We start from the raw sequence: 24,217 nt of genomic DNA, 5'->3' as shown, positions 1-24,217 counted from the left end.
TAAGTTTTACAGAATAATGCTGGTCGCGTAAAACGGATAAAGGAAATATATTTCAAGTATAAAAACTTATTGTTTATAACTTGTAAAACGCAAAAGCAAAATTTGGCCTAGGTTTACAAGCTGTATTGTGATGTGTTATTTTTTTCGTGCCATTAATAAAACGGAATCGTTATCATCAAATTCGGTATAAACTTCGATAGACAAAATTTCAAAATACGCTCCATAGGCTGCAGATAATGTTAATGCATTATGATAATTAACAAAAAGACCTTTAAAAATTTCTGAGCTTTCACCTTTCCAGAATGAATGACAAATTATTCCATTCGAGTTTAGAATCTCGCTTTGCCTTTTAACAGATTCACTTAATTCGTTATCTTTTAAATGATGCATCACTTTATTGGAATATATTCCATCAAATCTCAAATCCGTATTTAATGAAATTGCATCTAATTCAATGAATTTTCCATTAGGATTATCATTTGATAAATGATCCAAAAATTGACGTGAATTATCAGAACCTGTTACATTATAATACGCGTTCAATATTTTCCAATCGGTTCCGGGACCCGAACCAATTTCAAGTAATACGGATTGCTGAGGCAAAATCTGTTTAAGCTTTTCTATTAATTGCTTACCATTAACGTCTTTTGCCAATCTAATATATTCTTCAACAGACTCTTTTGTTTTGTAATAACCCGCTTTCATATATGAAGTTCTAATCCATTACGACAGAAATCTTTACCACTAAACCTTCGTTAGCACGAACATTAAAAACAGTATCATCTTCAAAAATGAGATACTGACCTTTAATACCTACCAACTTTCCTGAATATTCGAGTTCTTTTTTAATATTTAAACTCTTAGGTTTTTCCGGATATTGATGTACTGGAAAATCCAAATGCGTTTCTGTATTGTTCTGAATGAAATAATCTTTAGCTTCCGCAGGAATATAGTCTGACAAACGGTCTCGCCAGGCTACCAAATTTTCATCATCAATATCATTTTTCAACATTTTACGCCAGTTTGTTTTATCGGCAACATGTGCTTTTAAAGCCACTTCGGTAATTCCTGCCAAATAACGATTAGGCACCTCGACAATTTCTATAGCCTCATGCGCTCCTTGATCAATCCAGCGTGTTGGAACTTGTGTTTTTCTTGTCACACCTACCTTAACATTACTGGAATTCGCCAGATAAACAATATGCGGTTTTAATTGTACCGCTTTCTCATACTCCAAATCACGATCTTCTTTACCCAAATGCGCCGTACTTAATTCGGGATGCATGATCCAATCTGCCGCCTGAGGCACTTCAAAAAAACACTGTCTATCAAAACCTTGTCTATAAATTGGCTTATCCTTTCCGCAATTTAGACATTGGTATTTAACAAACTGAATCTGTATGTTTTTGTCCAACATTTGATTCATATTCAAAAAATCATTTTCGAACACTAAATAATATTGAATCGGACTAGAAAACTCAGTCTCCATTTTTGTCAGAACACCTTGGTAGGTCATAAAAAAAAGTATTATTTTTAAAAAATTAAAGATAAAATAAATTATGTCAATACCCATAGTTAATTCGATTGCATCTTGGTTTTTAAAAAAGCGTTTTCACCAAATTGAATTGTTTTTAAAATACCCAAACGAGGTACAAAACGAATTACTATTAAGTTTAATTGCCTTTGCAAAAGACACAGAAATTGGCAAAGAACACGATTTTGCTTCCATAAAAAACTACAGCACTTTTGCCGAACGTGTTCCTATCAAAAATTATGACGGATGGCAAAATGTAATTGAGCGATCAAGAAAAGGTGAAGGCAACATCTTTTGGCCCACGCCAATAAAGTGGTTTGCAAAATCTAGTGGCACCACTAGAGCCAAAAGTAAATTTATTCCCGTAAGTGAAGAATCCCTTGAAGACTGCCATTACGCAGCGAGCAAAGATTTATTGTGCATGTATTTAAACAACAATGAAAATGCTCAATTATTCACTGGAAAGAGCTTACGCCTAGGTGGCAGTAAACAACTGTATAAAGAAAACGGCACCGCTTTCGGCGACCTATCTGCTATTCTTATTGACAACATGCCTTTTTGGGCAGAGTTTAGTAGCACCCCTAGTAATAAAGTATCCCTAATGAGCGATTGGGAATATAAAATGCAGGCTATTGTAGATGAAACTAGAAACGAAAACGTAACAAGCCTAGCTGGTGTTCCATCTTGGATGTTGGTATTATTAAATAATGTTTTAGAAACAACAGGAAAGAAAAACTTACATGAAGTCTGGCCAAACCTAGAAGTGTATTTTCATGGTGGAGTAAGTTTCACACCGTATACCGATCAATACAAAAATATCCTACCACAGGATAATTTTAAATACTACGAAATATACAATGCTTCAGAGGGTTTCTTTGCCATTCAAGACCAAAATGATTCGAACGATCTTTTACTAATGCTAGATTACGGGATTTTCTATGAGTTTATCCCAATGAATATCTATGCAACTACTGAGGAAAAAGCCATTCCGCTTAGCGAAGTCCAATTGAATCAAAATTATGCCGTAATCATCACAACAAACGCTGGATTGTGGCGCTATAAAATAGGAGACACCGTAAGGTTTACATCTTTAAACCCCTACCGTATTCGAGTTTCTGGGCGCACTAAACACCATATTAATGTTTTCGGTGAGGAACTTATTATTGAAAACGCCGAAAATGCCTTAAAATCGGTTTGTAACCAAACAAATTCAGAAATTGTGGAATATACAGCGGCTCCTATTTTTATGCAAGGCAAAGAAAAAGGCGCCCACGAATGGCTTATCGAGTTTAAGACCGCACCTAATAACATGAATACATTTAATGAATTATTCGATAACGCGTTGCAATCATTAAACTCTGATTACGAAGCTAAACGTTATAATAACATGACATTAAATAAACCTACTATCCATGTTGCTCGTAAAAACCTATTTTATGATTGGTTGAAGCAAAACAATAAACTAGGCGGACAACATAAAATACCAAGACTCTCAAATACAAGAGAATATATAAGTGAACTATTGGCCCTAAACACAACTATTTGAAGTAAAATACTTACTTTTTTAAACACACAACGAATTATACCACTGTTAATCTATAGAGTATTATATTGACATAATTGTGCTTTATCTTTACAAGAATCCAATAATTAACTTAACCATTTTTAATATGAAAACGAAACTTTGTTTTCTTTTATTATTAGTAACCAACTTAGCGATAGGACAGGATACAACGATTAATACTGCAAATAACACAACAACTTCGACTTCCTTAGGAGAGAACGGCTTTAATTTTGAAATCACCCCGACCTACGAAAACACGGAGTTTTCTGAAATTGGTTCAGGATTTTTTAAAGAGAAATTTATTATGGTTTCCTCTAAAAAAGCTGGAGGTTTATCAAAAATTGATCACAAAACAGGAGAAGCCTACAAAGACCTATATTGTTTAAATATCGATGATGAAAACGGATTAATTAGCAGACCTTTATCCTATTCGAGAATATTAAACACACATTTTAGCGAAGATCAAATTACATTTTCTAAGAATGAAGAAACCGTGTACTATACCCGAAGTTCTCACGAAAACTCTTTAGAATTCAAGCTTTACAAATCAGATTTAGAAAAAGATTCTAACGGGAACTGGATAAACCAAATGGCATTAAGCATTAACCAACCCAATGTTTCCATTGAAACCCCATTTACTAACCGTGCTGGAGACAAATTATATTTTTCTGCCAACTATCCTGATAGTTATGGCGGTTTCGACCTATATGTTTCAGAAATTAAGCCAGACGGCACTTTAGGCGCTCCTAAAAACTTAGGAAGTACAGTAAATACCGCTAAAGATGAAAAATACCCTGCGCTATCTTTGGATGAAAAATATTTATTCTTCGCATCTAAAGGACACAAAAACTTAGGTGGTTATGACCTATTTAGAAGCAAACTTTCCAACAGGGGCATTAGACAACCTAGAAACTTAGGGACTACCATCAACACAGAACAAGACGATATTGCCTTATTTTTTGCCACAAAAAACCGCGGCTATGTTACTTCAAACAAACCTGGAGGAGTTGGAAGTTATGATGTTTATATTTTTATTAACCATGACGTTTTACAATCACTTACAGGAACCGTATCTGATTTAGAAACGAAAATTAAACTACCAAATGCTAAATTAACTTTACGTGATGACGACGGAATAGAAATCGCTAATACATTTTCTGCCGAAGACGGTTCTTTTAAATTTGAAGTTGCCCCTTTTGAAGAATATAGTATAACAACTAGCAAGGCAGGTTTTATAACCAGTTCAGTTGCTTTTACTGCAGATCATACCGAAGACAAATACATTTATGTAAAAGACATTTACCTTCAACCAACCGTTCCTATTATTAAGGATTCAAAAATTATGTTAGAAAACATCTATTTTGATTTCGATAAATGGAACATCAAAGAAGAGTCGTTTGTAACCCTTAATAAAGTCGTTACCATTTTAAATAATCATCCAGAGATGAAATTAGACATCCAAGGCCACACGGATAATAGAGGTAGCGCGAGTTACAACCTCCTATTATCTAAAAGACGTGCAGCCTCTACGGTTAAATACCTAGAAGAACATGGCATCGCTTCAGATCGCTTACAATCTGAAGGCTATGGAGAAACACGACCGGTAATTGATTGTAAAACAAATTGTTCTGAGGAAGAACATCAAACTAATCGACGTATTGAATTCTTAATCGTGAAATAATCCCATATCAATTTACGATACTTCATAAAAACAAAAAACCACACGAAAACGTGTGGTTTTTTATTGATCTATGGTTACATTTAATGCTTAAGAAACTGCTTTTAATTTCTTTAAAGTCGTTTTTGTTAACTTCTCTTCAGCATAAGCTTTTGTAACATTTAACTTACTCTCCTTACTTGTAGGTAATTCGAACATCGCATCGGTTAAAATCTCTTCACAAAGAGAACGTAAACCACGTGCTCCTAGTTTGTACTCAATAGCCTTCCCAACAATAAAATCTAAAGCACCATCAGTAATAGAAAACTCTATTTCATCCATGGTAAACAGTTTCTTGTATTGCTTTATAATGGCATTTTTAGGCTCTGTAAGGATTGCTCTAAGCGTTTCGGCATCCAGAGGATCCATATAAGTTAAAACAGGTAAGCGCCCAATAATTTCAGGTATTAAACCAAAATCTTTTAAATCCTTTGGAATAATATATTGTAATAAGTGATCTTGATCTACAACATCATCAGACATCGAGGCACTATAACCAACAGCCTGCATATTTAATCGTTTTGAAATAACACGATCAATACCATCAAAAGCACCACCAGCGATAAATAAAATATTTTCAGTATTTACCTCAATAAATTTTTGATCTGGGTGTTTTCTTCCGCCTTTTGGTGGCACATTAACAACCGTTCCTTCTAAAAGCTTTAAAAGTGCTTGTTGCACCCCTTCACCTGAAACATCGCGAGTAATAGAAGGGTTATCACTTTTTCTAGCAATCTTATCTATTTCATCTATAAAGACGATACCTTTTTCGGCCTTCTCTAAATTATAATCTGCCGCTTGTAACAAACGCGTTAAAATACTTTCTACATCTTCACCCACATAACCCGCTTCAGTTAAAACAGTAGCATCAACAATAGCTAATGGTACGTTTAACATTTTCGCAATGGTTTTAGCCATTAAGGTTTTACCTGTACCGGTTTGCCCCACCATCATGATGTTACTTTTCTGGATTTCAATATCGTCCTTAGTAACCGGTTGTAATAGTCTTTTATAATGATTGTAAACAGCTACAGACATTACTTTTTTAGTAACATTCTGGCCAATAATATATTCATCTAAGAAATCTTTAATTTGCTTAGGTTTTCTTAGTTTTAATTCTGCTGAGAGATCACTACTATCACTTTGCTTAGATTCCTCCAAAACAATACCATGGGCCTGCTCAATACATCTATCACAAATGTGTGCATCAAGACCAGCTATTAATAGATTTGTTTCAGGCTTCTTTCTACCACAAAATGAACATTCTAATTCTTCTTTCGCCATTTAATCTTAATATTTAAGGAGTAAATTACTACAAACCCCTCTATAACAGTTATTTAAAATTACAAATTTTTTATTTAATTACGCGCCAATATTTCGTCAATCATACCGTACTCCTTTGCTTTATCAGCTTTCATCCAGTAATCACGATCACTATCTTCATAAACTTTGTCGTAATCCTGCCCCGAATGCTTACTAATTATTTTGTAAAGTTCTTCTTTTAAGGTAATGATTTCTCTAGCTGTAATTTCAATATCACTCGCTTGACCTTGTGCACCACCTAAAGGTTGATGTATCATAACACGAGAATGTGTTAATCCACTACGTTTCCCTTTTTCACCTGCACATAATAAAACAGCCCCCATAGAAGCAGCCATACCCGTACAAATGGTAGCAACATCAGGTTTAATAAACTGCATGGTATCATAAATACCCAATCCAGCATAAACACTTCCTCCTGGAGAATTGATATAAATCTGAATGTCTTTATTAGCATCTGTACTTTCTAAAAACAACAATTGAGCTTGTACAATATTAGCCACCTGATCGTTAATTCCAGTTCCTAAAAAAATAATTCTATCCATCATTAAACGCGAGAACACATCAAAGACAGCAATATTCATTTGGCGTTCTTCAATAATGTTAGGAGTTAAGCTTTGAGGATACATGCTACTTATAATTTTATTATAATACGTGCTACTAATCCCTTGATCTTTTATCGCGAATTTTTCAAATTCCTTTGCGTAATCCATAGTTTTCCTTCTTATTGATTTATTATACTACTAACCTACAGCAAATTACACTGAGAGTCTTTTAAAAAGCAATTTTGTATTAATGCAAAATCGCTTAAACCTTCCGGTTTAAGCGATTAAAGATAAGCATTTATTCTTTTACTTATTTATCACCATAAACTTCTTTAACAAAGTTTTCGTATGTTAATTCTTTAACCTTAAGGTTTGCTTTTTCTTTATAAACGGACAATAATTTTTGACTAATTAATTGTTCTGAAATACGACGCGCCTCATCTTGATTTCCTAAAACACGTGCAGCGATATCATCCAATTCTTTATCAGAAGGGTTCATTTGACCAAATTGAGCCATTTGCCCTTTAATCATTTCTTTAGCATGATTTTTAATGTCGTCCATAGTTACTTGAACGTCATTATCGGTAATCAATTTTCCTTCAATTAATTGGTAACGTAAACCTTTTTCAGATTTCTCGTACTCTTCTTTAGCTTGATCTGCATCAATATCTTTTTCACCTGCCGTTTGCATCCATTTGGTTAAAAACTCAGCTGGTAAATCGAATTTTGTGTTTTCCACTAAATATTCTGTCACGTCGTTTAACAATTTTTGATCGGCTTGTTGCACGAATTGTTTTTCAGCGTCTTCTTTAATTTTAGCTTTTAATTCTGAAACTGATTTTACTTCACCTTCACCAAAAAGTTTATCAAATAACTCTTGATCTAAATCGGCCAACTCACGGGCGTTAACTTCAGTAATTGTAAAGTTTACTTCAATATCTAAACCGTGAATATCATCATGGCTTAATTTTAAGGCATGCATTAATTCATGATCATCGTCGTAAAGACCTTTTGTTTTTAATGTAATAACATCCCCAACTTTAGCGCCAACAAATTGTTTAGCAGTAGCCTTTCCTTTAAATTTATCTAAAGTTAAAGTTACTGTATTATCAATTTCTTTTTCTTCGTTAGTAAATGCTCCTGTGATTTCACTGTCTTTTTCAACAGCATCTTGAGGCACTAATTTTCCGTATTGTTTTTGAATACGTTCAATTTGCTCATCAATCATTTTATCATCAGCAACAATATTATATTGTGTGATTGCTTTTTTGCTTTTTAACTCTACATCAAATTCTGGCGCAAGACCTAATTCGAATTCAAATGAAAAACCTTCAGCATCCCAATCAATTTCTTCTTGAGTTCTTGGTAACGGTTGTCCAAGTACGTCTAATTTTTCCTCGGTTAAATATTTGTTTAAAGCTTCTTGTAATAACTTGTTTACTTCATCAACTAAAACAGCTTTTCCATACTGTTTTTTTACCATTCCCATTGGCACATGTCCTTTTCTAAAACCTGGAATGTTTGCTGTTTTACGGTAATCGGTTAAAATTTTTTCTACTTTATCGCTATAATCTTCCTTAGCGATATCCACTTTAACAACAGCATTTAATGCATCAACGTTTTCTCTTGTAATATTCATTTTAAATGATATAAAGCCTTAAATCAGGCATTTAACAATAAGGTTTCTTCTAAAAACCTAAAAAAATATAAATCCCTACTATTCCGGGGAAGCCAAATTCAATGGAACTATAAAATTCATTTTTAGCCACCAAAATTGGGATGCAAAAATAATATATTTTTACATCCTATGCAAAGTTTTTAAAGGCTTGATTTTTAGTATGCTCTAATCGGCTTTAAGAAAAGAATGCAGTATAGATTCAAGAATAGATAAAAGAACACTAAAAAGTATGGCGGTCCAGACACCATCTACCGAAAATCCACTTATTAAATTACTCGCTATTAAAATGATAAACGCATTAATAACTAGCAAAAATAAACCTAAGGTTAATACCGTAATTGGTAATGTAAAAATAACCAAAATAGGTTTAATAAAAATATTGAGCAAGCCCAAGATTACGGCCACAATCAAGGCCGTCATATAACCATCTACATGAACTCCAGATAATACATTAGACAGCACAAACACAGCAAGTGCTGTTAATAATAAATTTAAAAGTAATTTCATCTTTCTCTGTTTTTTTATAATAATTTACACAAATGCCATCACTTCCGCATAAAAATCTTTTGGATTTTCAGCATGCAACCAATGTCCAGCATTTGAAATAGTTTCAATACGAGCGGCAGGAAAATGTGTTTTTATGATACTTTCATCACCAACACCTATATATTCCGATCGGTCTCCACGCAAAAACAAGGTGTCACCATCAAATATAGCATAACTTGGCAAAGCTTCACCAACTTCGACAACTTCATTTTGAAGTACATCTATATTTATACGTAACCCAAGCTGCCCTTTTTCAACCCAATACAAGTTTTTAAGTAAAAACTGTCGGGTTCCTATATCTTGAACATATTCACTTAAAACCTTATCTACTTCTCCTCTGCTTTTAACCGCATCAAAGTTAATAGCACTTAAGCCATTTAAAATCGCATCATGGTGCACTGGATAAAATCTTGGAGAGATATCGGCCACAATCAATTTTGAAACCAACTCTGGATTTAAAGTTGAAAATAGCATGGCCGTTTTTCCGCCCATAGAGTGCCCTAACAATACAATGTCTTCTAAATTGTGATGAATGCAATAAGCTTTTAAATCTTCAGCAAGCACTTCATAACTAAAAGCATTGTCGTGAAAACTACGTCCGTGATTACGCTGATCCACTAAATGCACTTCATATCCAGCCTCACTAAACTGCATCCCTAAGGTTTTCCAGTTGTCGCTCATGCCTAAAAACCCGTGTAAAATAACAAATGGCCTGCCTTCACCTAAAATAGTTGAATGTAATATCATTTTTTTATATCTTAATTTCCGCATAAGCGAAAAACAATTTCAATTTTTTTTTGTTTTTTCAGCCGTGACTCTGAATATTATTTAGGGTCTCATCGTCAATTATTGAGTTTCAAAACTAAAGCTAGTGAGATCCAAATCGAGTTCGGCATGACGAAATGAATACCTTACTTCAACTTATTCAAATACATTTGAATCACGTTTTCAACACCTAAATACAAACTTTCAGCAATTAAAGCGTGACCAATAGACACTTCCAGCAAATTAGGCATTTCATCTTTAAAAAACTTAATATTTTCTAATGATAAATCGTGCCCTGCATTAATACCTAAATCTAATTTACTTGCCAATTCGGCGCTTTCCACATATGGTTTAATAGCACCTTCATTACCTAAACTGTATTGATGCGCAAAGGCTTCAGTATATAATTCAATACGATCGGCTCCTGTTAATTTTGCGCCTTCAATTTGTTCTAAAACAGGATCGACAAAAATCGAGGTGCGTATCCCATTATTTTTAAATTCCTTAATAACATCAACCAGAAAGTCTTTGTGTTTAATGGTGTCCCAACCAGCATTACTCGTAATGGCATCAATAGCATCTGGCACCAACGTTACCTGAGTGGGTTTTACCTCTAAAACCAGTTTTAAAAAAGACGTCACTGGATTCCCTTCAATATTATATTCGGTATACACCTCTGGTTTTAAATCGCGAGCATCCTGATAACGAATATGTCTTTCATCTGGCCTAGGATGAATAGTAATTCCTTCTGCTCCAAAACGCTGTGCATCTTTTGCAAATTGCACCACATTAGGCACATCACCGCCACGAGAATTCCTTAACGTTGCTATCTTATTGATATTAACACTTAACTTTGTCATAAATACATTTTAAAAAAACAAAAATACAAAGTAGAACAGCCTAACATACTTTTTTTTTGATTAATTTGCAGTCCAATTTAATAGGAATCATGAAACTTTTAGAATTCATCATTAACGATATAAAACCGCTAAACATTAGCAATAACGTGCGTGATTTGCAATTACTATTTAATCAGCTTACCTTTTCACACATTCCTATTCAAGATGAAAACGGTATCTATTTAGGTACTTTTTCGGAAGCTGACGCCTATTGTTTTGAAAAAGAAAAACCTTTATTTGAATACAAATATTCGTTGGAAAACTTTTTTGTTCGAGACACCACACTTTGGCTAGATGTATTAGAGGTATTTGCCACCAACTCAACAAACATCATGCCTGTACTTAATGAAAAAAACGAGTATCTAGGATATTATGAGCTTAATGATATTATAAGTTTATTTGGTGACTCTCCTTTTTTTACTGAAGCAGGTGGTGTATTAGTAATTGAAAAAGGAATCAACGATTATTCATTTAGTGAGATTAGCCAAATTGTAGAATCTAATGGAGGAAAAATACTCGGGGCTTTTATTTCAAAAATGAACACTGATTTAACACAAATCACTTTAAAAATTGGTCAGTCGGGACTAACAGATATCATCCAAACTTTTAGAAGATACAGTTACAACATCGTGTCTGGACATGAAGAAGACGGCTATATTGAAAGCCTGAAAGAACGTTCGGATTATTTAAAAAAATACTTAAATATCTAAATATATGAAAGTTGCCGTTTTCGGACGATTTTACAATAAAACCACCTCGGTTTCAGTGGAAAGATTATTTAAATTTCTCTTGAAAAAAAATATTGATGCCTATATTCAAACCGATTTTTTTAACATTATTCAAAAAGAATCTTCTAACAATAATAGTTTCAGTTCATTCAAAACATTCGACTCTTTAGACAACACTTTTGACTTTTTAGTAAGTATCGGTGGTGATGGCACCATATTAAGAGCCATAACTCTGGTAAAAGACAAAGACATCCCTATTGTAGGAATCAATACCGGTCGATTAGGTTTCCTGGCTACCATTCAGGTAGAAGTTATAGAAAGTGCCATGCAAAACATTATTGATGGTAATTATAAAATATCGGAACGCAGCCTTTTATCGGTAGAAACTTCGCCAGAGAACAAAGACATTACATCTTTTAATTTTGCATTAAACGAAGTGGCGGTGAGTAGAAAAAACACCACATCCATGATAAAGATTGAAACTCATTTAGACGGAGAGTATTTAACATCGTATTGGAGCGACGGATTAATTCTCTCTACTCCTACAGGATCTACAGGGTACTCCTTAAGTTGTGGAGGCCCAGTAATTACACCAAGCACTAACAGCTTGGTTTTAACACCTATAGCACCTCACAATTTAAGTGCCAGACCTTTAATTATACCAAATTCAACCGAAGTTCACCTAAGAGTTAGTGGTCGTGAAGAAAGTCATTTAGTTTCTTTAGACTCTAGAGCTGCCACACTTGAAAATGGCTCTTTAATTAAAATTAAAAAAGCCGACTTCAAAATAAAAATGATTGATCTTTTAGATGAAAGTTTCTTAATTACCTTGCGAAAAAAACTGCTTTGGGGTATTGATAACCGAAACAAATAACCAAACTACTAAACCTATAAAAGCAATAATAATAAAGAAATTATGTTTTACACTAAGACTATTTAGTTCTAGGCACTACAAACTAATCTATTTTATTATATTTGCAAACTTTTGAACATTTATGAGGCATTTAACCCTATTGATAATAAGCATTTTAAGCATCCAATTAAGCCAAGCTCAAATACATGAAATTGGAGGCTTTGCCGGAGGAAGCAATTTAATTGGTGATATTGGAGCAACAGATTTCATTGCACCAAACGCACCGGCACTTGGTCTTTTGTACCGTTGGAACAGAAGTACGAGACATTCTTGGAGAGCATCTGTGATTTATTCCGATTTAAAAGCGTACGACTCTAAATCTGGCGACCCAAGACGTATTCAAAGAGATTATAACTTCGATTCGAATTTATTAGAAATCTCTGCAGGAATGGAATTTACATTCATAGATTTCGATTTACATTCTGGAGAAAAAGAGTGGACACCCTATTTATACTCAGGGATCACCTCGACGCGCCATGGAAATTATTATTTTATAAATGGTAAACAAGCTGCGGAAGGTGAATCTAGTTGGGCTTTTGGCATACCAATGTCTTTAGGTGTAAAAGCTAGAATAATTGGTAATTTTGTAATCGGGGTTGAAGTTGGAGCACGATATACTTTTTCAGATGAAATAGATGGCAGCATGCCAAGTTCAGATGCCTTAAAGCCACAATATCAAATAGGAAATATAAACAATAACGACTGGTACATGTTTTCAGGTTTCACCTTAACATATACTTTTGGGGAAAACCCGTGTTATTGTGTAAATTAGAAATGGATTTAAAAAATAAAATACTACCCGATACTTTACCTAAACACATTGCCATTATCATGGATGGGAATGGACGTTGGGCCAAAAAACAAGGTATGCTGCGTGCTTTTGGTCATGAAAATGGCACAAAGTCGGTAAGAACCACCGTCGAGGCATGTGCAGAACTTGGCGTTGAAAACCTAACACTTTACGCTTTTTCTACAGAAAACTGGAACCGACCACAATTAGAAGTAAAAACACTAATGAAGCTTCTAGTTTCTTCCTTAGCTAAAGAATTAAAAACACTTCAAAAGAACAACATCAAACTTTGCGCGATTGGCAATCTGCATTCTTTACCTAAAAAAGTATTTAAAGAATTATCCGATGTTATAGAAACTACTAAGGGTAATACACGAATGACGCTCACTCTAGCCTTAAGTTATGGTTCTAGAGATGAAATCATAAACGCCATAAAAGAAATTAGCATTAAAGTTAAAAATAATATAATTTCGCCCGAAAATATTGATGAATCAATTATTAATGAGCATCTTTACACGCAAAATTTGCCAGACGTAGATTTACTTATCAGGACCAGCGGAGAGCAACGCATAAGTAACTTTTTATTATGGCAAATTGCTTACGCCGAATTACATTTTACAAGTGTGTTATGGCCAGATTTTACCAGACAACATTTGTATGAAGCTATTATTGAATATCAAAAAAGAGAACGACGATTTGGGAAAACTAGTGACCAACTTAGTTAATAGAACTTCTGTATTAACATTTTTGAAATATTGTACTTCTATAATTCTCCTTATGGGTTGCTTGAATATTGAGGCTCAAAACCCTAATACAAAGTACATTTTAGGAGAAATTACCGTATCGGGTAACACTACTTTTAACGAACAAACCATAATTACTTATTCTGGATTAAGTAAAGGTAAAGAAATCTTTGTGCCTGGTGAACAAATTAGTAACGCCATTAAAAAACTTTGGAATTCTAAATTGTTTAATGATATTGAAGTTTATGTTACCAACATAGAAGGTAACGTGGTTTCCCTTGAAATTAGATTATCCGACTTACCACAACTTAATGATTTAAAAATAAATGGCGTTAAAAAAGGTAAAAAAGAGGATATCATTAAGGAAAACAACTTAAATAAAGGGGTGAAAGTAACAGAAAACCTAGTTACTACGACCAAAAATTTCCTGACCAAAAAATATAAAAAAGAAGGTTTCTACAACACCAAAATTCATGTGAATACCATTGAAGTAAAAGACTCTATGCCTACGTCTAGAGTTAATATGGTATTAAATATAGATAAAGGTGAAAAAGTAAAAATAAAAGACATCACCTTTAACGGAAACGATGTTTTAGAAGACAAAAAACTTAGAGCTAGTATGAAAAGTACGAAGAAGAAAAACTTTCTTCGTGTTTGGAAACGATCAAAATTTATTGATTCTGCGTATCAAGCAGACTTGGGTCACGTTATCAATACGTATAAGAAAAATGGGTATAGAGATGCCCGAATACTATCAGACAGTTTAATTATAAATAACGATAAGACTATTTCTCTTCAAATTAATGTTACCGAAGGAGAGCAATATAAATTTGGAGAAATTACATTTATAGGTAACTCGGTTTATTCAGATGAATATTTAAAAAGACTACTTCGTATCAACAAAGGTGACACTTACAACAGCATCTTATTACAAGAACGTATTGCAGACAACTCTAAACCAGATGCTTTTGATATTACCAATCAATATCAAAACAATGGGTATCTATTCTCCAGCGTAAACTCTGTTGAAGTTAATGTTGAAAATCACGTTATTGATACAGAAATAAGGATCTCTGAGGGGAAACCAGCCTATTTTAATAGTGTTACTGTAGTAGGAAACGACAAAACAAACGATCACGTTATATACAGAGAAATAAGAACCCGTCCAGGAGAATTATACAGTAAAGCAAATGTTGTACGTACAGTAAGAGAACTAGGGCAATTAGGTTTTTTCGACGCACAAGAATTAACACCAAACTTCCTAAACCCAAACCCTGTTGAAGGAACTATCGACATGGAATATGCGGTGAAAGAAAATGGTTCAAGTCAAATTGAATTACAAGGTGGTTACGGCGGTGGTGGCTTTATAGGTACACTAGGTTTGTCGTTTAACAACTTTTCCATAAAAGATATCTTTAAAAAAGACGCCTATAAACCAATTCCTATGGGTGATGGCCAAAAATTAGCGTTACGTTTACAAGCCAGTCAATTTTATCAAACCTACAGTTTCTCGTTTTCAGAACCTTGGTTAGGCGGTAAAAAACCTGTTCAATTTTCTGCGTCATTATCGCATACCAAACAATTCGGTCAAAATATATACGATTATACTGTAGACAAAGAGAGAAGTTTTAATATAACGGGAATCACTTTTGGTCTTGCTAAACGACTAAGTGTACCAGATGATTTCTTCACATTGTCTCAAGCCATTAGTTACCAACGTTACGATTTAAATAATTACAATACAGGGTTGTTTGAATTTGGTGACGGTTATTCAAATAACTTAGCCTATACTATTGGTATTACTAGAAACAATACTAGTGTAGATCCTATTTACCCAACCGGAGGTTCTAGTTTCTCTGTTAGTGCTAAAGTTACGCTACCTTATTCGGCGCTAAATAATGTTGACTATGAAGCCCTTAAAAATGAAAGGGATGAAAATGACATCATTAGGAATGACGTTAATAGCAACCCAGATGAAATCGTAGATGCAAATAATAGAATTTCAGAAATTGACCAAGAACGTTACAAGTGGTTAGAGTTTTATAAAGTAAAATTTAAAGGTGAATGGTATACACAAATCATGAAAGATTTAGTGTTGCGACCAAGCACCGAATTTGGTTTTTTAGGGGCTTATAACAATGATAGGGGGGTAATTCCTTTTGAGCGTTTCTTCGTTGGAGGGGATGGTTTAGGAAACTATAGTTTAGACGGAAGAGAAAACGTCCAATTAAGAGGTTATCCTAACAACTCCTTATCTGGACAAGATGGTGGGACCATTTATAACAAGTTTTCTTTAGAATTACGTTACCCGATTACCTTAAAAGCATCGGCTAAAATATTTGTATTAGGTTTTGCTGAAGCTGGTGCCTCATATGATAACTTTAAAGATTATAACCCATTTGATTTATATAGATCGGCTGGTGTAGGTCTTCGAATTTTCATGCCTGCATTTGGATTATTAGGTATCGATTTTGGTTACGGTTTCGACGCCTTACCAGGAACAAACGTAAGCAATGGCTGGGAAACGCATTTCATTATTGGACAACAATTTTAATAGTTAATATTATTTTGGCACGGTATTTTCTAATAACACTTAAATGTTTTGCATTGGAATTAAAATTTTTAAGATTATATTTCGTTAATTTTGAAGATTGTATTCAAGAAACCAAATACTAAACATTAACCAAATGAAACGCGCCTTGTTAAAAAAAACAAATCAAATAAAAAACAATATAAGCCCGTTGCCTGTTATCAAAAATGGAAACATGTTGAAATACATTAATAACAACGTTCTTTTTTTACTGATATTAATTTTCGCCGCTAGTATGTCATCGCAAGCACAACGTGGCGTTAGAATAGGCTATATCGATACAGAGTATATTTTAGAAAATGTACCAGAATACCAGGAAGCCTCAAACCAGCTGAATCAAAAAGCTGAAAAATGGAAAAACGAAATCCATGAAAAGCTAAAAACGGTTGAACAAAAACGCAAAAATCTCACCACAGAAAAAGTCCTTTTAACAGAAGAACTTATCCATGAACGTGAAGAGGATATCGATTTTGAGGAAAGTGAAATTTTAGATTATCAGCAAAAGCGATTTGGCCCAAACGGTGATTTGTTCATACAGAAGAAGCAGCTTATGCAGCCTATTCAAGATCAAATTTTCGCTGCAGTACAAGACATTGCTGAAGGTAAAAAATATGATTTTATTTTTGATAAATCTTCAGATGCGACGATGCTTTTTTCTGCTAAACGCTATGATTTAAGTGAACAGATTTTAAGAAGTATTTCTAGATCTGCTAAAAGAAATCAAGCACAAAATAGAGCGCAACGTAAAGCAGCAAAAGAAGAGGAATTAATTCCTGAAATTAATGAAGAACTAGATGCTAGAGAACAAGCATTAAAAGACAAGAAAACAGAACGCGATAGCATAGTAGAAGCACGCCGCCAAGCGGCCTTAACGGCTAGGGAAGCTAAAAAACAAGCTGCAGCAGACAGACGTAAGCAAATTATAGAAGATAGAGAAAAGGCGCAACAAGCTAAAATTGATGAAAGAAATGGTGTGACCCCACAGGAACAAACTCCAAACTCTGATGCATTGAATTACGAAGAAAAAAATGAAAATGCTCCTGAAACAAAAACAAGAGAGCAATTAATACAAGAGAACAAACAAAAAAAACTAGCCGATCGTGAAGCTAGAAAAAAAGAATTAGAAGAGCGAAAACGAAAAATATTAGAAGAACGTCAACGCGTAAAAGACAGTATAAACCAAAACAAATAATCAATTTATAACACACTTAATACTATTTAAAATGAAACAATTAAAGAATCTATTATTAGCAACTGCATTATGTATTGTTACAGTTAGTTTTACACAAGCACAAAGCAAGATTGCTCATATAAATACACAAGAGCTTATTGCCTCAATGCCAGAAGCTAAAGCGGCACAAACTGAAATTGAAACTTTAGGTAAAACATACCAAACAGATATTCAAGCTTCAATTACAGAGTACCAAAATACGGTAAAGCAATACGAAGCTGAAGCGGCAACGAAAACTGATGAAGAAAACCAAAAAAGAGGTTTAGAGTTACAAGAAAAGCAACAACGTATTCAACAATTTAGATCTGATGCACAACAAGACATCGCTAAAAAAGAAGCTGAATTATTTAAGCCTATTCAAGAAAAAGCAATGAAAGCTATCCAAGAAGTTGCAAAAGCACAAGGATACCAATATGTTGTTGACAGAGCTTCATTAATCGTTGCAGATGGAAAAGACATCTTAGCAGACGTAAAGAAAAAAATGGGTATCTAATTAATTATTAGATTTCAAAAAAACTTATAAAAAAAAGCTGCCTGATTGGGCGGCTTTTTTATTTTTGTTAATAATGAACAAACAACCTATCGGCATTTTTGATTCTGGTGTTGGAGGCACTTCCATTTGGAAAGAAATCCAAACACTCCTGCCACATGAAAACATGATCTATCTTGCGGATAGTATCAATGCGCCTTATGGCCCTAAGGGAAAAGAAGCCATTATAGACCTGAGTATTAAGAATACCGAGTATTTGATACATAAAGGATGTAAACTCATTGTAGTGGCTTGTAACACGGCTACAACTAATGCAATAGATTATCTTAGATCACAATATGACCTGCCGTTTATAGGTATCGAACCAGCCATAAAACCAGCTGCACTACAGAGTCAAACACACAACATTGGAATCCTAGCTACCAAAGGCACACTAAGCAGTGAATTGTTTCATAAAACATCACATCTTTTTGCTAACACTGCTAATATATTAGAACAAGAAGGGAACGGTATTGTTGAACTTATTGAAAGTGGGAACCTGTATTCCGATGAAATGAAAGCGCTTTTAAAAATTTATTTAAATCCTATGGTAGAATCAGGAATAGACTATCTGGTTTTAGGCTGCACGCACTACCCGTACTTAATCCCTTTGTTGATAGAACTATTACCTAAACACATAAAAATAATTGATTCTGGTGAAGCAGTAGCAAGGCATACCAAAGCCGTTTTAGAGCAGAATGACTTATTAAATAAAACTTCAATTTTAGGAAAAACTAATTTTTTCACAAACGGAAAACCTAAAGTTATGGCCTCACTCTTAGGAAAGACTCACACGGTTAGTTATCTAAAATTTTAATAATACAACCCATTGCGTTAGCGGTTGTAGCGGCATCCTTTTTTGTGCTTTACGTAAAGTCTAAGCATAACCTAAAACACAACCCAATCTATTTTCTTGAAGGTAAACAGTTACAACATAGCACAATAAAGATATAGCGGAAAACGCGACCCTTGTGGTAACGCCCAAATATAACTTTAACTCAAAAGAACTAAAGGTACTAAAATCGTAAAGTATTAAGGCTATTCTTTAAACCAACTAGAATATTTGATATAATTATCAGCTATTCGGTTAATTTCTCCCGAGATAAGTTCTTCACTAATGTCTTTCACTTTTTTAGCTGGCACACCCGCATAAATACTGCCAGCTTCTACTCTAGTATTTTTAGTTACAACAGCACCTGCAGCGATAATACTATTACTTTCTACCACGCAACCATCCATAACAATGCTTCCCATACCGATAAGCACATTATCATGTATGGTACAACCATGCACTAAGGCATTATGACCTATAGAGACATTGTTTCCAATATTTGTTGGTGCTGTTAAATAGGTGGCGTGAATCACCGCACCATCTTGAACATTCACCTTATCACCCATTTTAATATAGTTTACATCGCCACGAATAACCGCGCTAAACCATATACTCCCTTGTTTACCCATAGTCACATCGCCAACAATAGTAGCATTTTCGGCTATAAAACAATCTTCTGGTATCTGTGGCGATTTTCCGTTTACGGGCATTATTACAGGCATAGGTAATTTATTTTAATGAATGAAACCTAAAATTAATTTACAGCAGGACAATGGCATTCGTAACGTTTTGCTGCACAATTGAAATTATATCCAATAGATAATTGATGAAAACCACTATTATCTAGCACGACATCGTTTGTTTGGTACGTGTAGGTATAAGCAAACATAAATTTATTATAGTTGACACCAACAATTGGGGTTATTTGATTGAGTTTCTGACTACTAATACTACCTGAATCGGTAAGATATTCTGCACCATCTAAACTCTGTCTGTATGATATACCCGCCCAGAATTGACCAAAATCCATACTTTTATAGGCCTTAGCATTGATGTCAATAATACTTTCTTTAGTTCCCGATTTGAATTGATATAACACGGAAGGCTCAAAAGCCCAGGAGCTACCAAATTTATTATACACGTAGCCCGCGGATAACAAAAACCGTCGTAAATTACTGGTTATTTGAAGATCGTTATTAACCCCCGGATTATTCAATAAATTTTTCACGGTCGCATGCGCGTAAAAATCTAAATAGTGGTATGAAAACCCAAAATCAAGATTAAAATTAGTTTCACTTTGCACGATTCCCCCGATAATAGGGTCACGAACAGGTAAATCATTATTAAATTCGGTTTCATCCAATTGATATTGAATAAATCCGGCACTTAAACCAAAAGAAAGCATATTTAAATCGGTTACACTTCTAGAAAACATTAAATGGTGTGCATAGGTTACGTAGCCACCCTTTTGGGAGTGATAGCCGTTATTATCGGCATAAACTATAGCTCCTAGAGCAGATTGGGATTCCCCTAACTTACTATTAACACTCATTGTTAAAAGTTTTGGAGCGTCATCCTGACCAAACCACTGCTGTCTGGCGGTCACTCTAATTTTGGCACAATTAGCAGCCCCAGCCATTGAAGGGTGAATTAAATAATAATTATCACTTAAATAATCGGCATATATGGGCATCCCTTCCTGTGCATTAATAGCCTGCGAATATACGAGTGCAGCAAAAGCGATAAATAAAATTTTTGATTTCATAATATAAAGAGTAGGTAGTTGTTAATTTAATTAACAAACATAATGTTTTTAGCGAAAACAGCATTCACATGTAAACCTTTTTAACAAATTGCTTTAAAACACATCATACATTTTTTAGATGGTTGTTGGATTTAAAAGCTCTAAACACCAAGCTTACTAAAACAAAGCTTCAAAAAGCTCGGTTATTTTCGTTTTCTAAAGATTAAAAGCTATTCAAAAATATAGATATCTGTAATTAAGTTTTAGTATTTTTGCAGAAAATAGATAAAATGAACACTTTCAAGGTTTCCGTGCAAGAAACAACGAATAATGCGATTGTTAAATTTGAAGTCAATCACTTTATTACCCAACACCAAAGTTTCGAATTCAACAATATAGATGAAGCCAAAGCATCGCCTTTAGCCCAACAATTATTCTATTTACCTTTTGTAAAGAAGGTGTATATCTCAGGAAATTTTATAGCGGTAGAACGTTATAACATCGTAGAATGGAATGATGTACAAGATGAAGTTGCCCAACAAATCGAGGCCTACCTCAACGATGGTGGTGTTGTAGTTGAAGACACAGCAGCGCCTAAAAAGGTACCAGTAACTGTTTATGCGGAAAGTACTCCAAACCCATCGGTAATGAAATTTGTGGCGAACAAAAAAATAGTAAATGCCCTTTTTGAATTCACGTCTATAGACGAGGCCAAATTATCACCCTTAGCGACAGAGTTGTTTCATTTTCCTTTTGTGAAAAGTGTGTTTTTAGATGAAAACTATGTATCTATTACAAAATATGATATGGCCGAATGGCAAGATATAACCGTAGAAGTACGTGAATTTATTAAAACATATATTGAAAACGGCAAGGAAATAGTTGCACCTCATGCAGCTGAAAGTCTTGAAAAGTCGAATGATCAATTGGATAGTCATTTTGAATCTTTAGATGATACTTCTAAGGAAATTATTAATATTCTTGAAGAATATGTAAAACCTGCTGTGGCTAGTGATGGGGGTAATATCCAATTTATCTCTTACGATGAAGACACAAAAAACGTGAGCGTATTATTACAAGGCGCTTGCAGTGGCTGTCCATCGTCTACATACACACTTAAAAGCGGTATAGAAAACATGTTAAAAGAAATGCTTCCAGGAAAAGTATCTATGGTCGAAGCAATTAATGGATAAACCAATAATTTTGTTTAACTTTAAGTACAACTTAAATTAAACAAAATTATGGCAGTATTAAAAGTAATTGAAGTCTTAGCAAATTCTGATAAAAGTTGGGAGGACGCGACTAAACAAGCAGTTAAACATGCTTCAAAAACAGTAAAAAACATTCGTTCCGTCTATGTTCAAGATCATAGCGCCAATGTATCTAACGGTGAAATTACAGATTTTAGGGTCAATGTAAAAATCACTTTTGAAGTAAGCTAGAGCTAAAACAGTGCAAGAAGATCCTCTAAAAAGTATTTTTTAGATGATCTTTTTTTTATAAAAAATCTTGAATTCTACTAATTTCTATGTTTTTAACGACAAAGTAATGTATAAAAAAAGCTGCCTTTTCAGACAGCCTTTTAATTTTTGTATTTCAAAAGTTGAATTCTACTTAAAGAGAAGCAACATTTTTACTATAATCTACTTCTTTAGCTTCACCATCTACCCAGTGAATCCATTTGCCGACTTTTTTTCCATTATCATAATTTGCAGAAACGATTTTTTTGCCTTCTGTGTCAAAGCTTAACCAAACACCTTGTAATTTACCATCTGCCGTGTAAGAACCTGTTTGGCTTACAACACCATTGTCATGATAATAAACAACATCTATTAAATTAGTGTCCTTATTAAGTTTTAAATCTCTCTTTTGTTGCGCAAAAGATACCACAGTCATTAATAAAGCAAAAAAGAATAAAATTGATTTCTTCATAATTATGGGGGTTTTAACATTATACCTCAAAGATACAATATTATTAACCTTCAAGCAACACTTACATAACATTAAGTTAACATTAAATTCGTATTTAATTGCATTACACGACTTTAGCCTAATTTGATTAACATAAATTTATTAATAATTACATAATATTGTAGTTACATTAAAAATAAGTAGAACATTGATATTTGCATTGTCTTAAGACCTAAATAGTATTTCATATAATTTATTAGTTTTTGTCGACTACATTATCATGATTTCTATAAAGACTGCCTTGGCCAAGGCAGTCTTTACTATTTTTAAACCTTAACATTAAGGAAACATTGAATTAACATTAAAATTAGTTATTTGCACCCGACAAAAACTAATTTACATGAATATTAAACTTACCTTTCTCGGGGTAACGATGCTTGCTATCACATCTTTAAGTGCGCAAGAGATAAAAACGGGCGCATTTGGAAAAGGTATTTTTCATGTTACCGGTAAAGACAGTACGTTCACCATGAATTTTGCTGTTAGGTTTCAACTGTTAGGCTTTGCAAGTTGGAAAGAGAATCAACCAGCGGATTTAAGCTTTCTAGTGAGACGTTCAAGATTAAAACTAGATGGTTTCGTATATTCTCCTAAATTAAAATATAAATTTGAGGCTGGCTTTTCCAACAGAGATATGTCTGGTGGATCGGATGATTTCACCCATGGCTCTCCTAGGTTTATTATGGATGCTTTCGTAGATTGGAATTTCTACAAAAACTTAATCCTTCGTGTAGGTCAAGGAAAACTCCCAGGAAACCGAGAACGTGTTATTTCATCTGCCAACCTTCAACTCGTAGACCGCTCTTTACTAAATGGTAAATTTAATATAGATAGAGATATTGGTTTTCAATTAAAACACTTCTTTAACCCTACAGGAAACTTATTTATTAGAGAAATACTCTCTGTTTCACTTGGTGAAGGGAGAAACGTAACGACTGGAAATCTAGGCGGACTTCAATATGTAGGCGGGGTAGAAATTTTACCATTTGGTAACTTTACGAGTCATGGAGATTATAAAGGTGCCGACTTAAAAAGAGAGCAAACCCCTAAATTAGCTATTGCGGCAAGTTATGAATTTAATAATGATGCTGTGAGAACCCGTAGTAACCAAGGGAAATATATGTTAATTGATAATGATAGTGGGTTATTTAAAACTGACGTTAACACCATATTTGTAGATGGCATGTTTAAATACAAAGGCTATTCATTTATGTTTGAATACGCCAAACGTGATGCTGATGATGTCCTAGCTAAAAATTCTGACGGCACACTTACCGGAGATATTATTGAAACAGGAAATGCTTTAAACCTTCAATCAGGTTACCTTTTTAAGTCCAATTGGGAAGTTACCGGGCGCTATACAGACTTAAATATGGATAGCATTACCATGCAAAATTCCAAAGATATGTATACCTTAGGGATTTCGAAATATATTGTGGGTCACAAATTGAAAATACAGAGCGATTTTAGCTACATTAAAACATACGGCGGAACCAATGAGATGTTGGCCCGACTACAAATGGATGTACACTTCTAAAACATAACAATTAGGTAACACAACACATATTTATACTCATG

Annotated in this window: 24 protein-coding genes; 13 read left to right on the top strand and 11 right to left on the bottom strand. The window is 34.0% G+C overall.

Features of this window, described 5'->3' with window-relative positions; genetic code table 11:
- Positions 1 to 135: 135 nt before the first annotated feature.
- Together KO493_RS07760 and KO493_RS07755 are read right to left on the bottom strand one after the other, a co-directional pair.
- The gene (locus tag KO493_RS07760) at positions 136 to 705 is read right to left on the bottom strand and encodes a class I SAM-dependent methyltransferase (RefSeq protein ID WP_216067375.1); all 570 of its coding nucleotides are present in this window, start codon (positions 703 to 705) and stop codon (positions 136 to 138) included.
- A 10-nt stretch (positions 706 to 715) separates the two neighbouring features.
- Entirely contained in the window at positions 716 to 1,516 is an 801-nt protein-coding gene (locus KO493_RS07755) for a DUF2797 domain-containing protein (RefSeq protein ID WP_216067374.1), read from the bottom strand.
- 43 nt (positions 1,517 to 1,559) lie between these two features.
- On the opposite strand from KO493_RS07755, the gene KO493_RS07750 reads away from it, so the two are divergent.
- Positions 1,560 to 3,080: a GH3 auxin-responsive promoter family protein gene (locus KO493_RS07750; RefSeq protein ID WP_216067373.1), complete on the top strand. Its 1,521-nt coding sequence runs from the start codon at positions 1,560 to 1,562 to the stop codon at positions 3,078 to 3,080.
- 124 nt (positions 3,081 to 3,204) lie between these two features.
- Positions 3,205 to 4,779, top strand: a complete 1,575-nt coding sequence (locus KO493_RS07745) for an OmpA family protein (RefSeq protein ID WP_216067372.1) — start codon at positions 3,205 to 3,207, stop codon at positions 4,777 to 4,779.
- 87 nt (positions 4,780 to 4,866) lie between these two features.
- Here KO493_RS07745 and clpX read toward each other — a convergent pair whose 3' ends face one another.
- The 6 genes from clpX to KO493_RS07715 form a co-directional block, all read right to left on the bottom strand.
- Positions 4,867 to 6,099, bottom strand: coding sequence for an ATP-dependent Clp protease ATP-binding subunit ClpX (clpX, locus tag KO493_RS07740; protein WP_216067371.1), 1,233 nt, complete (start codon positions 6,097 to 6,099; stop codon positions 4,867 to 4,869).
- Between the two features lie 74 nt (positions 6,100 to 6,173).
- The gene (gene clpP, locus KO493_RS07735; protein ID WP_216067370.1) at positions 6,174 to 6,848 is read right to left on the bottom strand and encodes an ATP-dependent Clp endopeptidase proteolytic subunit ClpP; all 675 of its coding nucleotides are present in this window, start codon (positions 6,846 to 6,848) and stop codon (positions 6,174 to 6,176) included.
- A 142-nt stretch (positions 6,849 to 6,990) separates the two neighbouring features.
- Positions 6,991 to 8,319, bottom strand: a complete 1,329-nt coding sequence (tig, locus tag KO493_RS07730; protein WP_216067369.1) for a trigger factor — start codon at positions 8,317 to 8,319, stop codon at positions 6,991 to 6,993.
- Positions 8,320 to 8,523: 204 nt separating this feature from the next.
- Positions 8,524 to 8,865 (bottom strand): phage holin family protein, encoded by a 342-nt coding sequence (locus tag KO493_RS07725; protein WP_216067368.1) that lies wholly within the window; start codon positions 8,863 to 8,865, stop codon positions 8,524 to 8,526.
- Between the two features lie 24 nt (positions 8,866 to 8,889).
- Positions 8,890 to 9,651, bottom strand: a complete 762-nt coding sequence (locus KO493_RS07720; protein ID WP_216067367.1) for an alpha/beta fold hydrolase — start codon at positions 9,649 to 9,651, stop codon at positions 8,890 to 8,892.
- Positions 9,652 to 9,815: 164 nt separating this feature from the next.
- A complete protein-coding gene (locus tag KO493_RS07715) occupies positions 9,816 to 10,529 on the bottom strand; it encodes a pyridoxine 5'-phosphate synthase (protein WP_216067366.1) in 714 nt (237 codons plus the stop codon).
- Positions 10,530 to 10,618: 89 nt separating this feature from the next.
- Between KO493_RS07715 and KO493_RS07710 the strand changes: the two genes are divergently transcribed.
- The 8 genes from KO493_RS07710 to murI all read left to right on the top strand — a co-directional run bounded on the left by KO493_RS07710 (position 10,619) and on the right by murI (position 18,909).
- The gene (locus tag KO493_RS07710; RefSeq protein WP_216067365.1) at positions 10,619 to 11,278 is read left to right on the top strand and encodes an acetoin utilization protein acuB; all 660 of its coding nucleotides are present in this window, start codon (positions 10,619 to 10,621) and stop codon (positions 11,276 to 11,278) included.
- Between the two features lie 4 nt (positions 11,279 to 11,282).
- A complete protein-coding gene (locus KO493_RS07705) occupies positions 11,283 to 12,170 on the top strand; it encodes an NAD kinase (protein WP_216067364.1) in 888 nt (295 codons plus the stop codon).
- Positions 12,171 to 12,291: 121 nt separating this feature from the next.
- Complete coding sequence (locus tag KO493_RS07700; RefSeq protein WP_216067363.1) at positions 12,292 to 12,981, top strand: DUF6089 family protein; 690 nt, start codon at positions 12,292 to 12,294, stop codon at positions 12,979 to 12,981.
- Between the two features lie 2 nt (positions 12,982 to 12,983).
- Positions 12,984 to 13,724: an isoprenyl transferase gene (locus tag KO493_RS07695; RefSeq protein ID WP_216067362.1), complete on the top strand. Its 741-nt coding sequence runs from the start codon at positions 12,984 to 12,986 to the stop codon at positions 13,722 to 13,724.
- The gene (locus KO493_RS07690) at positions 13,657 to 16,296 is read left to right on the top strand and encodes a BamA/OMP85 family outer membrane protein (protein WP_216067361.1); all 2,640 of its coding nucleotides are present in this window, start codon (positions 13,657 to 13,659) and stop codon (positions 16,294 to 16,296) included. The genes KO493_RS07695 and KO493_RS07690 overlap by 68 nt, the downstream gene beginning before the upstream one ends.
- Before the next feature lie 133 nt (positions 16,297 to 16,429).
- Positions 16,430 to 17,524, top strand: a complete 1,095-nt coding sequence (locus KO493_RS07685; RefSeq protein WP_252723180.1) for an OmpH family outer membrane protein — start codon at positions 16,430 to 16,432, stop codon at positions 17,522 to 17,524.
- Between the two features lie 31 nt (positions 17,525 to 17,555).
- On the top strand, positions 17,556 to 18,056 hold the full coding sequence (locus tag KO493_RS07680; protein ID WP_216067360.1) for an OmpH family outer membrane protein: 501 nt from the start codon (positions 17,556 to 17,558) through the stop codon (positions 18,054 to 18,056).
- A gap of 73 nt (positions 18,057 to 18,129) precedes the next feature.
- The gene (gene murI / locus KO493_RS07675) at positions 18,130 to 18,909 is read left to right on the top strand and encodes a glutamate racemase (protein WP_216067359.1); all 780 of its coding nucleotides are present in this window, start codon (positions 18,130 to 18,132) and stop codon (positions 18,907 to 18,909) included.
- Between the two features lie 221 nt (positions 18,910 to 19,130).
- Here the strand turns inward: murI and KO493_RS07670 are convergent, their stop codons facing one another.
- Both KO493_RS07670 and KO493_RS07665 read right to left on the bottom strand, forming a co-directional pair.
- Positions 19,131 to 19,646, bottom strand: a complete 516-nt coding sequence (locus tag KO493_RS07670; RefSeq protein ID WP_216067358.1) for a gamma carbonic anhydrase family protein — start codon at positions 19,644 to 19,646, stop codon at positions 19,131 to 19,133.
- A gap of 32 nt (positions 19,647 to 19,678) precedes the next feature.
- Positions 19,679 to 20,689 (bottom strand): PorP/SprF family type IX secretion system membrane protein, encoded by a 1,011-nt coding sequence (locus tag KO493_RS07665; RefSeq protein ID WP_216067357.1) that lies wholly within the window; start codon positions 20,687 to 20,689, stop codon positions 19,679 to 19,681.
- 269 nt (positions 20,690 to 20,958) lie between these two features.
- On the opposite strand from KO493_RS07665, the gene KO493_RS07660 reads away from it, so the two are divergent.
- Positions 20,959 to 21,861, top strand: a complete 903-nt coding sequence (locus KO493_RS07660) for a NifU family protein (RefSeq protein ID WP_216067356.1) — start codon at positions 20,959 to 20,961, stop codon at positions 21,859 to 21,861.
- Positions 21,862 to 21,909: 48 nt separating this feature from the next.
- The gene (locus KO493_RS07655; protein WP_216067355.1) at positions 21,910 to 22,110 is read left to right on the top strand and encodes a dodecin family protein; all 201 of its coding nucleotides are present in this window, start codon (positions 21,910 to 21,912) and stop codon (positions 22,108 to 22,110) included.
- 172 nt (positions 22,111 to 22,282) lie between these two features.
- Here KO493_RS07655 and KO493_RS07650 read toward each other — a convergent pair whose 3' ends face one another.
- Positions 22,283 to 22,600 carry a toxin-antitoxin system YwqK family antitoxin gene (locus KO493_RS07650; RefSeq protein WP_216067354.1) on the bottom strand — a complete coding sequence of 106 codons (318 nt, stop codon included), beginning with the start codon at positions 22,598 to 22,600 and terminating at the stop codon, positions 22,283 to 22,285.
- Positions 22,601 to 22,979: 379 nt separating this feature from the next.
- Here KO493_RS07650 and KO493_RS07645 point away from each other — a divergent pair, with 379 nt between their 5' ends.
- Positions 22,980 to 24,176 carry a porin gene (locus tag KO493_RS07645; protein ID WP_216067353.1) on the top strand — a complete coding sequence of 399 codons (1,197 nt, stop codon included), beginning with the start codon at positions 22,980 to 22,982 and terminating at the stop codon, positions 24,174 to 24,176.
- The last annotated feature ends 41 nt before the right edge of the window (positions 24,177 to 24,217 follow it).

Origin of the sequence: Pseudotamlana agarivorans (genome assembly GCF_018860245.1) — a bacterium.
Classification (GTDB): Bacteria; Bacteroidota; Bacteroidia; order Flavobacteriales; family Flavobacteriaceae; genus Pseudotamlana; species Pseudotamlana agarivorans_A.
The sequence above is the reverse complement of the archived record's forward strand: the minus strand, read 5'-3'. Positions and strand labels throughout refer to the sequence as shown.